This window comes from Terribacillus jepli (assembly GCF_047228925.1).
Classification (GTDB): Bacteria; Bacillota; Bacilli; order Bacillales; family Amphibacillaceae; genus Terribacillus.
The window spans coordinates 148,025-161,191 of the sequence record NZ_JBFEGH010000010.1; the positions used below are offsets into that span (position 1 = coordinate 148,025).

At 46.3% G+C, this 13,167-nt stretch carries 13 protein-coding genes; 9 read left to right on the plus strand and 4 right to left on the minus strand.

All coding sequences use genetic code 11. The features are described from left to right. Positions 1 to 56 precede the first annotated feature (56 nt). Genes liaF through AB1K91_RS12655 form a run of 3 tightly spaced genes read left to right on the plus strand, consistent with a single transcriptional unit; the run spans position 57 to position 2,442 of the window. Positions 57 to 773 (plus strand): cell wall-active antibiotics response protein LiaF, encoded by a 717-nt coding sequence (liaF, locus tag AB1K91_RS12645; protein ID WP_413090201.1) that lies wholly within the window; start codon positions 57 to 59, stop codon positions 771 to 773. Beyond that, positions 770 to 1,813: a sensor histidine kinase gene (locus tag AB1K91_RS12650; RefSeq protein ID WP_413090203.1), complete on the plus strand. Its 1,044-nt coding sequence runs from the start codon at positions 770 to 772 to the stop codon at positions 1,811 to 1,813. Before liaF ends, AB1K91_RS12650 begins: the two co-directional genes overlap by 4 nt. Then, the gene (locus AB1K91_RS12655; protein ID WP_413090204.1) at positions 1,810 to 2,442 is read left to right on the plus strand and encodes a response regulator; all 633 of its coding nucleotides are present in this window, start codon (positions 1,810 to 1,812) and stop codon (positions 2,440 to 2,442) included. The genes AB1K91_RS12650 and AB1K91_RS12655 overlap by 4 nt, the downstream gene beginning before the upstream one ends. 37 nt (positions 2,443 to 2,479) lie before the next feature. Here AB1K91_RS12655 and AB1K91_RS12660 read toward each other — a convergent pair whose 3' ends face one another. Both AB1K91_RS12660 and AB1K91_RS12665 read right to left on the minus strand, forming a co-directional pair. Further along, on the minus strand, positions 2,480 to 3,115 hold the full coding sequence (locus AB1K91_RS12660) for a YpmS family protein (RefSeq protein ID WP_413090206.1): 636 nt from the start codon (positions 3,113 to 3,115) through the stop codon (positions 2,480 to 2,482). Positions 3,116 to 3,129: 14 nt separating this feature from the next. Then, complete coding sequence (locus AB1K91_RS12665) at positions 3,130 to 4,035, minus strand: GDSL-type esterase/lipase family protein (protein WP_413090207.1); 906 nt, start codon at positions 4,033 to 4,035, stop codon at positions 3,130 to 3,132. Positions 4,036 to 4,249: 214 nt separating this feature from the next. Here AB1K91_RS12665 and AB1K91_RS12670 point away from each other — a divergent pair, with 214 nt between their 5' ends. Together AB1K91_RS12670 and AB1K91_RS12675 are read left to right on the plus strand one after the other, a co-directional pair. Then, the gene (locus AB1K91_RS12670; RefSeq protein WP_413090208.1) at positions 4,250 to 4,447 is read left to right on the plus strand and encodes a DUF2188 domain-containing protein; all 198 of its coding nucleotides are present in this window, start codon (positions 4,250 to 4,252) and stop codon (positions 4,445 to 4,447) included. 78 nt (positions 4,448 to 4,525) lie between these two features. Further along, positions 4,526 to 4,777, plus strand: coding sequence for a hypothetical protein (locus AB1K91_RS12675; RefSeq protein ID WP_093725008.1), 252 nt, complete (start codon positions 4,526 to 4,528; stop codon positions 4,775 to 4,777). Between the two features lie 7 nt (positions 4,778 to 4,784). Here the strand turns inward: AB1K91_RS12675 and rarD are convergent, their stop codons facing one another. Then, entirely contained in the window at positions 4,785 to 5,705 is a 921-nt protein-coding gene (rarD, locus tag AB1K91_RS12680) for an EamA family transporter RarD (RefSeq protein ID WP_413090210.1), read from the minus strand. A gap of 172 nt (positions 5,706 to 5,877) precedes the next feature. Here rarD and cls point away from each other — a divergent pair, with 172 nt between their 5' ends. Beyond that, positions 5,878 to 7,317 (plus strand): cardiolipin synthase, encoded by a 1,440-nt coding sequence (gene cls, locus AB1K91_RS12685; protein WP_413090211.1) that lies wholly within the window; start codon positions 5,878 to 5,880, stop codon positions 7,315 to 7,317. A 30-nt stretch (positions 7,318 to 7,347) separates the two neighbouring features. After that, entirely contained in the window at positions 7,348 to 7,890 is a 543-nt protein-coding gene (locus AB1K91_RS12690; RefSeq protein ID WP_413090213.1) for an acyl-CoA thioesterase, read from the plus strand. 405 nt (positions 7,891 to 8,295) lie between these two features. On the opposite strand, the gene AB1K91_RS12695 is transcribed toward AB1K91_RS12690, so the two are convergent. Then, positions 8,296 to 9,903, minus strand: a complete 1,608-nt coding sequence (locus tag AB1K91_RS12695) for an Eco57I restriction-modification methylase domain-containing protein (protein WP_413090215.1) — start codon at positions 9,901 to 9,903, stop codon at positions 8,296 to 8,298. A 239-nt stretch (positions 9,904 to 10,142) separates the two neighbouring features. Between AB1K91_RS12695 and pdxK the strand changes: the two genes are divergently transcribed. Together pdxK and AB1K91_RS12705 are read left to right on the plus strand one after the other, a co-directional pair. Next, complete coding sequence (pdxK, locus tag AB1K91_RS12700; RefSeq protein ID WP_413090217.1) at positions 10,143 to 10,952, plus strand: pyridoxine/pyridoxal/pyridoxamine kinase; 810 nt, start codon at positions 10,143 to 10,145, stop codon at positions 10,950 to 10,952. Between the two features lie 66 nt (positions 10,953 to 11,018). Next, entirely contained in the window at positions 11,019 to 12,914 is a 1,896-nt protein-coding gene (locus AB1K91_RS12705; RefSeq protein WP_413090219.1) for an ABC-F family ATP-binding cassette domain-containing protein, read from the plus strand. Positions 12,915 to 13,167 lie beyond the last annotated feature (253 nt).

The window sequence follows — 13,167 nt, forward strand, 5'->3', positions numbered from 1 at the left end:
ACAGACGGCTGTGTGCTTCCTTGTTTACACTTGCCGCATGAAAGGAGTGCCTCGAAGTGAAGCCGAACGATATGATACGCTGGCTGCTCATCACTGCAGCAGTGGTTTTCCTGGCTGAATTATTGCTATCGGGGACGGGTGTGCTGATTGGTATCGGTATGGGTATACTGTTCATCTATCTCGGAAAACGGCAGTTATCCGGTCGTAAAGGGACAATTTTATTTTGGCTGGGTATATTCATAGTTGCCATGAGTTTATTGCAATCATTCGCTTTTTATTTAGTTTTGACAGCTGGAATCATCTATTACTTTTCCAAAATCCACGATACAACGGATAAACCGCAAACCTATCAGCCATCCTTTGACCAATCTGCATCAGAGGAATCGGTCTTCGAACAAAAATCATTGTTTCAAAATAGCTGGTTCGGCGCGCAGTCGGCAGGCAGCAATGTGTACGAATGGCAGGATACCAATATTCAGTCCTTCATTGGGGATACGGTCATCGATCTGAATTATACCGTACTGCCGAAAGAAGAAGCTGTGCTGATGGTACGTAAAGTAATGGGGAATGTACGGATCATCGTTCCATATGATATAGAAGTGGATGTGCATCATTCCGTTGTTTATGGGTCGATCGCCATTTTTGAGCATCGGGAACAGAACAGCTGGAATAAAGTGATTCATATGCGGACAAAAGGTTATCAGCAATCTTCCCAGCGTATCAAAATTGTCACAAGTATTGTGGCCGGCAAGCTGGAGGTGGTGCGCGTATGAGTAATATCGTAAAACGCCATGTGGGATTCGGTATGCTGTACAGCCTGCTTTTGCTTGTGGGATTGGCTGCTTTGTATCTGTTGGATTTTCCAATTGATGATTGGAAATCCATCTGGACCATGCATGAAAGCAACATGCCGTTCCTGATTGCAGCACCACTCTTCGTCTTGTTCTCTGGTGCGATTCTTGGGTTATTTTCCGGTCTGTACTGGCGCAGGCGCTGGCATCAGGCCGCGCGGGAGTTGGAGAGCATCCGGGAGGGGCAGCAGCCTTTGAAGAAGCGCAGTTTCAGTTTATCCGAGCTGCAGCATACATGGACTGAGCTGGAACGTCTGCAAGCTTATATGAACGAACAGGCAAAGCTGGCACAGAAATTGACAAATGAGCGAGTGATCGACCAGGAAGAAGAAGTCCAGCGCATCGTCTCGGAAGAAAGAAATCGTTTGGCGAGGGAGCTGCATGACTCTGTCAGCCAAGAGCTGTTTGCTGCCTCCATGCTGATTTCCGCCTTGACGGAATCGGAAGAAGAGAATACGCCATTGTTCACTGCGCTGAAGCAGCTTGAGGCCATGGTCCAGCAATCGCAGCTCGAAATGCGGGCGCTGCTATTGCATCTTAGACCTGCTGCGCTGAAAGGAAAAACGCTGCAGGAAGGAATGGATTTGCTGCTTGAAGATTTGCGGGCAAAGGTACCACTTTCGATTGAGTGGGAGCTGGATACATTTCCAGTGGAGAAAGGCATCGAGGATCAGCTATTCCGCATCGTGCAGGAGTCGGTATCGAATACGCTGCGTCATGCAAAAGCGGAAAGTCTGTCAATCAAGCTTCTCCAGCGCGACAGCTTCATCATCCTGCTCGTTACAGATGATGGTATCGGCTTCGAAATAGGCACTGAACAGCCGGGAGCTTATGGTTTGCAAAATATGAAGGAAAGGGCAGCGGAAATCGGCGCCCACCTGCGGGTGGTAAGTGTGCCGAAGCAAGGCACACGCTTGGAGGTACGCGTTCCGATGCTTGATAGGGAGGAAGAAAGAACATGATCAAGGTACTGTTTGTGGACGATCATGAAATGGTACGGATCGGTGTTTCGGCATATCTATCGACACAAGCCGATATCGAGGTAATCGGGGAAGCGGATAATGGAGAGGAGGCAGTTAAGCTTGCGCTCGAATTGAAACCAGATATCATCCTGATGGATCTTGTGATGGACCGGATGGATGGCATAGAGGCGACCAGGCAAATCGTCGCAGCCTGGCCCGAGGCAAAGGTGATCGTCGTCACAAGTTTTCTGGATGATGATAAAGTATACCCGGCCTTGGAAGCGGGTGCTGCCAGCTATCTGCTGAAAACATCCAAAGCAACGGAAATAGCGAAGGCGATAAGGTCTACATATAATGGAACAGCTGTTTTCGAGCCGGAAGTGACAAATAAAGTGATGGCGCGCATGCGAAAACCACAAGCTCCTGTCTTGCACGATACGCTGACAGCAAGGGAGCAGGAGGTATTGCTTTTGATTGCCAAAGGAAGATCCAATCAAGAAATTGCTTCAGAGCTCTTCATCGCCTTGAAGACTGTGAAAGTGCATGTCAGCAATATATTGAGCAAGCTTGAAGTACAGGACCGCACGCAAGCAGCGATCTATGTCCATGAAAATGGGCTCCTCAATTAAAAAGCAGGCTTCCCTTCAGAAAGGGATAGCCTGCTTTTTATATCCCGAATGTATCATTCGGGATATATAGTTTGAAGCTCAGATTATCATTCGGTAAATCGAATTGTTCTACCTCCACATGGAAGTTGTTTTGTAATTCCATTTGTGTGACAGCGACATAGATGGATTCATCGTCTGGATTGATGGTGACCCATTCCGGCATCTTATAATATCTATCTATATATTTAAGAACCTTATCATTCGGCAGGGAAAGACTGCCAAGTGAGATATCGCGCTGTACGAGCAATAGATCGCCATTTTCCTGTACTTGCGGTTCAAGTGTTATTTGCAGCGGAATCCTTACGCCGAATGCCGTGATTCCGCCACTCAATTCAACGGCATCGTCACCGAGTACAACCGAATAATTATCGGAGTCATCGTTCAGCTCCTTATCGATATAGGCATTGATCAGTTCATTGACATTCGCTTTGGTAGAGCTGATGGTGAACTCAGACGAATCCGAGCTATCGAATTGAGCTTCCTCTGGCGGCTCTGGGGCCGGGCTGAATGCCGGAAGGAAGATAAGCAAAAGCAAGAGCAGCAGGACGATACCGTTCGCAATAGCCAGTATTTTAAAGTATTTCTTCCAGTCACGCTGTTTTGGTGGCTGTGTTTCATTCTTCCTGTTTTCCATGATAGTTCACCTGCCTATTCATCTTCTTCCTGTATAACAGGCTTGATACTTTCCAATACCCGTTGGGCAACTTTTCCATACCCGACTTCATTAGGATGGAAGTAGTCATCTGCCAGTAAAGTTGCCGTTTGGTTGTGGAATAAATCGGCTGTTTCAATATAATGCTGGTCTTCTCCTTCTGCGACCTGCCTGCCGATATCATTGTACTCATCGACGATCATGCCAAGCTGATCCTCTATTTCAGGGAAAGATTCTTCGAAAGGATTATAAAAGCCGATCAAATAAACTTCGGCATCCGGGTTCAGCGTATCAATCTTTTCGAATATATCTTTCATTCGTTCCTCATAGGACGGCATTGCCGCACTATAGTCATCGTAATCCAAATCGGTGAAGTGATCTTTCGTCACTTTCATGATATCATTGGCGCCGATTGTAATCAGGACAACATCGGCATTCTTGATAGAGGCTGAAATGACAGGATCGTCCAGCCTTTTCAACAGCTGATCCGTCCGATTGCCGCGTTTACCGAAATTATCGATTTTGACATGATCATCTGTTTCTTCGAAAGTCTGCTTCAGAATGCCGACATAGCCGCCGTTCTCTGTCGCATCACCCACTCCCTGGGTCAGGGAATCACCAACTGCTGTAATATGAAGATCTTCTTTGATGAAAAGCCCGAGTGTATCCTTGAGCAATTTCCGGAAGGCATCCTTGATTTCAGAGGAAGTGTCCGATTCTTCTTCCGATGCAGCTGGCTTCTCTTCTGAGTCATCGGGGGTATCTGTTTCACTCGGTACAATCTTCGTTGGGGCATTTGTGACCGTTGCCTTTTGATCGGACCCTGCAAAAACGATCAATGCCCCGATTACGATGGCGAGCAGGAACGATGCTACAATGTAGTAGATTTTTCTTTTTTGCAAGCATCATCACCCTCGGGAGAAATATAGTATCGTATTCCCGCCTATAAGTCTTTTAGACGGCGGTATACCGGAAAATACAATTGTAAATTGGTTGTAAAATTATATCTTACTAGATTCAGGGAAAGTTGGATAGTGGGAAGAGCTGGTACGCTATGTTTCGCTAAATGCTTTGTTGGGAACAAGTGTTATTAAAAAGGACAAGGAGGAACGCAGTATGAAGGAGTACAGTGTCGTACCGAATAAAGACGTCTCAGGCTGGTATGTGAAAATGGAAGATGTTGCACCGACAGAATACCATAGCACGCGAGATGATGCCGTTTTGGAGGCGGAAGGACTTGCTCGGGAAAATGCGCCTAGCAAACTCGTCATTTACGATGCACAGCATGAAGTGGAAGAAAAGCGGCAGTTTTAAAATTACCGGCATGAATTGCCGGTAATTTTTAACCGTTTGGGCAGTTCTTGAATAAGCTGAACAGCAGGAGGTGCAAGTATGGAATTTTCCTTGCTGCTGTTAGCTTTTTCCGGAATCGCATTGATCTGTATCGGAGTGTTGCGGCACTTCACGAAGGATCCGTTTGTCTTATTCATCCCTGCTGCTGTAACGGCGCTGCTATTGCTCGTCACCAGTATATTCTCTTTCCTGTTTCAGGAAGAGCTTATCAAAGGAACATTATATATCTTTGCTTCTATCTTATGCGGACTATTCGTGTTATTGCTATTCTTGCCACCTTTTCGTAAATGAAGGTGGCTTATTTTACAGCTTCGGCATGTTGCAGTTGTTTTGTCGTCAAGCGCTTCATACGGATGCCGGAAATGGTGTAGAGAATCAACGCGCCCCAAATGCATGTGAAAGCAATCATGTGTGCATGTGTGAATGTTTCACCGAAAAAGGTGACACCAAAGATCAGCATGAGTGTGGGGGCGATGTATTGTAGCAGACCGATCGTCGTCAAAGAAAGCCTGCGTGCACCATAGGCGAATAGCAAAAGCGGCGCGGCTGTGGCCGCTCCGGATAAAAATAGGATGATAGCTGTACCGGTTGCTATAGGGATGCTGTCTGCAGCAGGTACGAAAAGCAAATACAAAATAGCCAATGGGGTGACGAACATCGTCTCGATTGTCAGTCCGAACATCGGCGGGATCGTCACTACCTTTTTAAGCAGGCCGTACACAGCGAATGTGATTGCCAGCAGGAACGACACCCAAGGGAACACGCCGTAGCTGATGGTCAAATAAATGACACCGATCGCGGCAAGGATGAAGCTGAAAATCTGCAAACGCGTGCTTTTTTCCTTCAGGATGATCATGGCGAGCAGGATGCTGATGAGTGGGTTTATGTAATAACCCAGGCTTGATTGCAGGACATGACCGGAATTTACTGCCCAGATGAATACGAGCCAATTGAGACTGACCATGATGGAAGCTGCAAATAACCCCCAAAATGCGCGTTTATTCAAAAACAAATCCTTCAGCTGTTTGATGAAAGGATGGATTTTTCCTAGCAAAAGGACGACCAGGATCATCGTGACAAACGACCAGACGATTCGGTGAGCAAGTAAGTGGCCGGCATCGACTTCCTCTAATAAATTCCAAAACAGCGGCAGTACGCCCCACATCATGTACGCGATTGCAGCATACATGACACCGGACTTCGATGATTGCGATTGCATGTTGGCATGCGCCTCTCTTTCTATCTCTGTATGGATTAAGTGTAAGGTTGGGAATCGGGCTTTTCAATACTTTTGCTTCGTTAATGGGTAGAGAAGTTGTCAATGGCTGATGGAATACTATATATTAGTATGGGTAATTGGAAATATGCTACATATGAAGGGAGACGCTCATGTGCATATATTTGCGTATTTATTAGGATTATTGACTATTATAAACATCCTCCTCGCACTGGCAATTGTCTTCCTGGAAAGGCGCGATGCCAGTGTCACATGGGCATGGCTGCTCGTACTTGTATTCATCCCGGTAGCAGGCTTCGTTGTTTATTTGCTTTTTGGGCGCAAACTCTCAGGCAAGATATTCACCTGGGATACGAAGTCACGGCTTGGTGTGAAGAAACAAGTGCAGGCCCAGTTGCGTGCCATTGAGGAAGATACTTTTGTCTATAAACAAGAAGCAGTCAAGGAATATAAAGACCTTGCCTACATGCATCTTCGCAATGATGATGCCATCCTGACCCAGGGAAACGAAGTGGAACTGTTCACGGATGGCCAAAAGAAATTCCATGCACTGCTGCACGATCTTTCGCAGGCGAAAGACCATATCCATCTGTTATATTATATCGTGCGCAGTGACAAGCTGGGGGAACGTTTGGCGGACGTACTTATAAAGAAGGCCCAAGAAGGTGTAAAAGTGCGTTTTCTGTATGATGATATGGGTTCGCGCAGCATCAAAAAGAGCTATGTGCGCAAACTTGTAAAAGCTGGAGTGGAAATTGAAGCGTTCTTTCCGTCATTCATTCCGAAGATCAACCTCAAGCTCAATCACCGGAACCATCGGAAGCTGGCGATCATAGATGGAAAAGTTGGCTATATTGGCGGTTTTAACATCGGTGATGAGTATTTAGGCTATGATAAGAAATTCGGATATTGGCGTGATACGCATCTGCGGATAACTGGTGAGGCTGTAAGAGCGATGCAGACGCGTTTCATTTTAGACTGGAATCAAGCCTCGCGTCACGATATCGAGTATGAGGACCGTTATTATTTATCGGAACCAGCTGGTAATATCGGGGTGCAGATCGTATCAAGCGGACCGGATTCCGAGTGGGAGCAAATCAAGCATGGCTACATCAAGATGATTCTCTCAGCCAAGAAATACGTCTATATCCAGACACCATATTTCATCCCCGATGAGAGTCTGGCGGATGCGCTGAAGGTTGCTGTACTGTCAGGAGTGGATGTCCGGGTCATGATACCGAACAAACCGGATCATCCTTTCGTTTATTGGGCAACTTATTCCAATGCTGGTGATTTGATCAAGGCTGGAGCCAAGGTTTATATTTATCAAAATGGTTTCCTCCATGCCAAGACGATCGTTGTGGATGATAAGATATCTTCCGTCGGGACAGCGAATATCGATGTCCGCAGCTTCCGGCTGAATTTTGAAGTGAATGCATTTTTATATGACCAAAATACGGCAGGGGTATTGAAAGAAAAATTTGAAGAGGATATCCTATTATCAACGGAGCTTTCACATAAACTATATAAACAGAGATCAAACTGGATTCGTTTCAAGGAATCCCTCTCACGTTTGATCTCGCCGATCTTGTAGCCTAAAGTTTGGCGGAAAGAAGGAACCCAAGTGAAATCGAAACCATGCATCGCATCTTTGACAGTGAAAACGTCCCATGTACTTCCTCCTGATACAAATACACATGGCACATTATTCGGCGGGACACTTATGTCCCATATCGATGATGTTGCCGCTATAGCCGCTTATCGGCATGCCAGGCAGCTAGTCGTGACAGCTTCGACTGACAGTGTCGACTTCCTCGCACCTGTGAAGGTGGGGGATACGATTTGTGTTGAAGCATTCGTTACCTGGACTAATAATACTTCCATGGAGGTATTTGTCAAAGCCGTAACAGAAGATTTGCGAACAGGAGCAAGGAAAGTATCGGCAACCGCGTTTGTGACCATGGTGGCGCTGGATGAGAATAACCAGCCGATCGAGGTCCCGGAAGTATTCCCGGAAAGCCCCGAGGAGAAATGGTTGCATGATGGTGCACCGCAGCGTGCCGCATACCGCAAAGAACGGCTGAAACGTTCAAAAGAAATGGCAGTGGCATTTGGAACCGATTATCCATGGTTCCGCAATGACGGACGTAATTTTGAAGAAGAATAAGCAAGACGAGCCTGCTTCTACGGCAGGCTCGTCTTTTTTTATGTCAGGATATTTTTTTCTGCAGATGCACGTAAATCGGCAGCTGTATTTGTCAGCTACACCAAATTCTTCTTTTGGTACTTTTGTGACTGCGACACCTTCTGGATTGACTTGTTTGATTGCTTATAGCGGGTCAATAGTCTGGTGATGCAAGTTAAGGCCTGTGCTTGGAGAATGGTACAAATAGTGATCCGCATCGATTCCTCTTTTGTGCATTGCTTTTATACATGGTACTGCTGGCATGCTTGCTTCAATTTTCTTTTCCAATGTCGTGTCATTCCTCGTAAAAGTTATATATATATTTGTATCCATCGGAGGGATACAGAAATAGTTTGGCGTTCCATAACAAAAAAAGGGCTGTAAAATTTACAGCTCCTCTTCTTCTTCCATTGGTTGGATCAAGTTGCTGAACAAGTCATTCAACATCTCATAATGATGCTTCAGTTCCCGCTCGTCTCCATCGTGCGTAGTCAAGTATTCGATGCGTTCGTAAATGCTGTGAATCTCATATTTCTGCTCCATGGTGAGTGCTTGAATATCCAAGACAAGCGAAGCATCCATATCACTCGCTTCCAATTTCTTTAAATCCTTGCCGTATTCCTTATGAGGATTTGCCATTAGCTCCTGCGCTATGTCACTGAGAAAATAGGCCATGAAAAGGTCCGCATCCTGCTTATATTCATCATGGAAGTAAATACCGATCAATTGATCCAGATGGCGCACATTTGTTTTATTTCGGACGATTTGAATTTGCTTCCGATTGAATACGCTCACCAGGATCGGCGCTGCACCTGATACAGGAAACTGGTACCAAGGTTTACGGTTGCGGATGAGATGACGTTGATCGACCCGATGAGCCTTTCCATCCTCCAAATATTGCTCTAAGCCGTGCTCATGCTCTCGTTCTTCTTCAACATACAGCAACAGCATCTGCTCGTCCTGCTGTACGAGCTGTTTGTAATCAACGTATGTAAAGAAAGGCTGCTGCAATTGAGCGGCTTTTGATATACAAGGGAGGAAGTGGTGCTTGCCGATCTGCCACTGCCGCATTTTGCTGTTGTTAAAGCAGAAATACTGATTCGATCCCGTCTTTATACCATGTTTTGCACTGGCGAAATGATTCAGGGGCCGCACATTCGTGAAGCATTTTTGGCTTTCCTGGTAAAAATGCAATTTCCATTTGTCAGCTGCATTCAAATCCTGACGTCGGCGGATGGCACCGAGGGGATTTATCCGGTCGGATAGGATGTATGCTGCTGCTTGTTGCAGTTCCTGGACGGATTGGGTGCGGATGAACTCAATTGTGTCGTCGCTGCTTGATTTATCGAAAAGCAGCAAGGAACTCGTCGTGGCCGCCCCTTTGAACCAGCCCATTTGGATATCGGTGTTGATGATCATTTTCAGGCTGCCGTCTAGCAGGAGATACTCTTTAATTTTCGTACCATACCTCGCATTCAGGAAGTCCGAGGGCACGATGAAGGCAGCACGTCCATGTTCGTCCAGTTGATGTAGTGCTTTCAGCATGAATAGACCGTACAAGTTTGTATATGTAGAAAGCGATATGCCCATTTTCTGCCGGAATAGATTCAAGTAAATCTCCTTCTCATCATCGCTCCGAAAAGTTATGTAAGGAGGATTGCAAATGATACCATCATAAACTTTCTCCCAGCCATCTGAAAGGAAATCCTCCTCGTACAGGTGGATGGAAGGGCGAGATGTGAAAAACTCTCGATTAAACTCCAAAATCTCATCATCATCTTCATATGCATCAACTTCGTACCCGGCTGGTATATCCTTGATCAGCTTCCCCAGACCGACAGCAGGATCAAGCAGCCGGCCGCCATCCAGACTGTGCAGCACCCACTGTTTCATCATATCTGCGACCGCATCGGGAGTGAAATATTGTCCGTAATGCCGGCGGTGGAGCGCAGAGCTCTTATTTAAATAGGATTCTTCCAATTTAGATTCTTCCAACAGGGTACACCTCCAAAGGGGAATAGGTAAAAACAACTAGAATCATTGTATTATAAATCCTACATACTTTTCCAGTAAAAGGAGGGGAATTGCCGAAAAACCTGCCGGCTGGACGAATTCTTTCGATATTAACCATCCATCTTTAAAGATATGCAGGCTGGTTGATGGACATGGAGGAAAAGGAGTATAATACAACCAGTTATAAAAATGACAGCAAGTGTGCAAAAGGGGTTACGGACATGAAAAAAGCATTAACAATTGCAGGCTCAGATTCCTCTGGAGGAGCAGGTATCCAAGCGGATCTGAAGACGATGCAGGAATTTGGCGTATACGGAATGTCTGCTGTGACGACAATCGTTGCAATGGATCCTTACAATAGCTGGCATCATAATGTATTTCCGGTTGATGTGAATACGGTGAAGGAACAGCTGAATACGATCGTTGTCGGTGCAGGTGTCGACGCAGTGAAGACAGGAATGCTTGGTTCTCCTGAAATCATTGAATTGGCAGCCAGCATGATCGAAGAAAATAATATTCCAAACGTAGTCATCGATCCGGTGATGGTATGTAAAGGTGCAGATGAAGAACTTCAGCCGGAAAACACAGTCAGCCTGCGGGAAAAACTTGTCCCGCTTGCAACTGTCGTTACACCGAATTTATTTGAAGCTGCCAAATTGGCACAAATGCCATTGATTCATTCTGTGGAAGAAATGAAAGAAGCGGCACAGAAAATCCATGCTTTAGGTGCAAAATACGTCCTTGTCAAGGGTGGCAGCAAGCTGGAAACGGATAAGGCAATCGATGTGCTTTATGACGGAGAAAACTTCGAGATTCTTGAAAGTGAGCATATCGATACAACTTATACTCATGGTGCGGGCTGTACTAGCTCTGCAGCAATATGCGCATTGCTGGCGAATGGAAGCAGTGTAAAAGAGGCGATATACGAAGCGAAGACATTCATTACGGAAGCCATTCGCGGAGGCTTTAAGCTAAATGAATATGTAGGCCCTGTCAATCACGGTGCCAGAAAGTCCATGCCGCAGCAATAAGCAAGGATGGATGAGGAATAGCCGCCTGTACGGGCGGCTTTTTCCTTGTCCGGGAAGGAGGAGGAAATGCGTATTTTCAGCGTGGAAAATCTTACGAAAACATATGGCGATAAACAGCTGTTCCAAGCAATAGGGTTTCATATCGAAAGCCGTGAACGAATCGGGCTTGTCGGTGTCAATGGAACCGGAAAGTCGACATTGCTGAAGGTCCTGGCTGGCATCGAAAGTGCAGATAGCGGTGACATCGACCATAGCAAGACGTTTCAGCTTGCTTACTTGGCGCAGGAGCCCCAACTGACTTCCGGCAGAACAGTCCTGGAAGAGGTATTCAGCGGATCCAGTCCGATTTTGCAGACAATCCGTACTTATGAGGAAGCAATTTCGGCTTTGGAGAAGGAACCGGATAATGTCAAAATCCAAAATCGACTGTTCACCCTTCAAGCTAAGATGGATGCCGAAGACGCATGGGATGCGAGCACCCAGGCGAAAACGATTTTGACGAAGCTAGGCGTTGATTATTATACAACTTCTGTCGATGATCTATCAGGCGGCCAGCGAAAACGTGTAGCGTTGGCGAAAGCGCTCATTCAGCCTGCTGATTTATTGCTGCTGGATGAGCCGACTAACCATCTGGATAACGAGACGATTGAATGGCTTGAAGGCTTTTTACCTAGCTATCCGGGAGCGATCATGCTGGTGACACATGATCGTTACTTCCTGAATCGGATTACGAGCCATATCTTTGAATTGGAGATGGGCAGTCTTTATCGATATGAAGGAAATTATGAAACATACTTGACGAAAAAGGCAGAGCGCAAAGCACAGACACTCTTGGATCAGGAGAAGCATCAAAATACGCTTCGCCGGGAGCTTGCTTGGCTGCGCCGCGGCGCAAAAGCACGCACAACAAAACAAAAAGCACGTATCCAGCGTGTAGAGGAAATGAAAGAGGCAAAGTTCCAAACGCAGGATAATGATTTAACCCTCCAGGTCGGAGCTGCCCGGTTAGGCAAGAAGGTATTGGAAGCAAAAGATGTAACGGTCAAATTCGGTGATAAAACTTTATTCAGCCATTTTGATTTTCTGTTCAAGCCAGGTGATCGCATCGGCATCATCGGACCCAATGGCAGTGGGAAAACGTCACTTCTGAATACACTTGCAGGCAGAATTTCACCGACAGCCGGGGAGGTGGAAACAGGGGAGACCGTCAAACTTGGCTATTACACGCAGCTTCAGCAAGACATGGATCAACAGCTTCGCATCATTGATTACATCAAGGAAGTAGCAGAAGTCATTCATACCGCTGATGGCAATGTCATCACAGCGGAACAAATGCTTGAGCAATTCCTTTTCCCTCGGAGTCATCAGTATACGTATATTCATCGTTTGTCAGGCGGAGAAAGGAAGCGGTTGTACTTGCTCCGTGTACTGATGGAGGAGCCGAATGTCCTTTTCCTTGACGAGCCGACCAATGACCTGGATACAGAAACACTGGGGATCCTTGAGGATTATTTGGATAGCTATCCTGGCGTTGTCATAACGGTTTCACATGATCGTTATTTCCTGGACCGTGTAGTGGAACAGCTGATTCTTTTTCAAGGTGCAGGAGTCGTATCCACATTTTATGGCAACTATAGTGAATACCGGGATAAAGTACAGGAACAGCCAAAACCGCAGCAGCAAGCAAAGTCGGAACCTGTCCAAGAGCGAAAAGAAAAGAAAAAGCAGAAGCTCTCTTACAAGGAACAGCAGGAATGGAATACGATCGAAGATGATATTGCAGAACTGGAACAGCGCATCGAGGCGTGTGCGGCAGGCATAACTGAAGCCGGCAGTGACAGTGAGCTTGTCCAGAAGCTGTTTGCTGAGCAGCAAGAACTCGAACAGCAATTGGAACAGAAGATGGAACGATGGGAAACACTGTCCCTTATGGTGGAAGAAATCGAAAGCCAGAAACAATAAAAAAAGCGGAAAAAGCCGTTCAGGAACGGAGGGATAGGCGAGAAAGCCCGGAGTGGGTGTCCTTCCCGCGCAGGGATTTATCACCTATACCGTAGTTTCTGGTTTCAAGAGCTAGACATCACCGAAAAGCAAAAGAAACCGTTCAGGAACGGAGGGATAGGCGAGAAAGCCCGGAGTGGGTGTCCTTCCCGCGCAGGGATTTATCACCTATACCGTAGTTTCTGGTTTCAAGAGCTAGACATCACCGAAAAGC

Coding starts and splice junctions, on each gene's coding strand:
- rarD (WP_413090210.1), bottom strand. CDS start 5,705: ATGCAATCGCAATCATCGAAGTCCGGTGTCATGTATGCTGCAATCGCG.
- AB1K91_RS12660 (WP_413090206.1), bottom strand. CDS start 3,115: ATGGAAAACAGGAAGAATGAAACACAGCCACCAAAACAGCGTGACTGG.
- AB1K91_RS12675 (WP_093725008.1), top strand. CDS start 4,526: ATGGAATTTTCCTTGCTGCTGTTAGCTTTTTCCGGAATCGCATTGATC.
- AB1K91_RS12670 (WP_413090208.1), top strand. CDS start 4,250: ATGAAGGAGTACAGTGTCGTACCGAATAAAGACGTCTCAGGCTGGTAT.
- pdxK (WP_413090217.1), top strand. CDS start 10,143: ATGAAAAAAGCATTAACAATTGCAGGCTCAGATTCCTCTGGAGGAGCA.
- AB1K91_RS12655 (WP_413090204.1), top strand. CDS start 1,810: ATGATCAAGGTACTGTTTGTGGACGATCATGAAATGGTACGGATCGGT.
- AB1K91_RS12705 (WP_413090219.1), top strand. CDS start 11,019: ATGCGTATTTTCAGCGTGGAAAATCTTACGAAAACATATGGCGATAAA.
- AB1K91_RS12650 (WP_413090203.1), top strand. CDS start 770: ATGAGTAATATCGTAAAACGCCATGTGGGATTCGGTATGCTGTACAGC.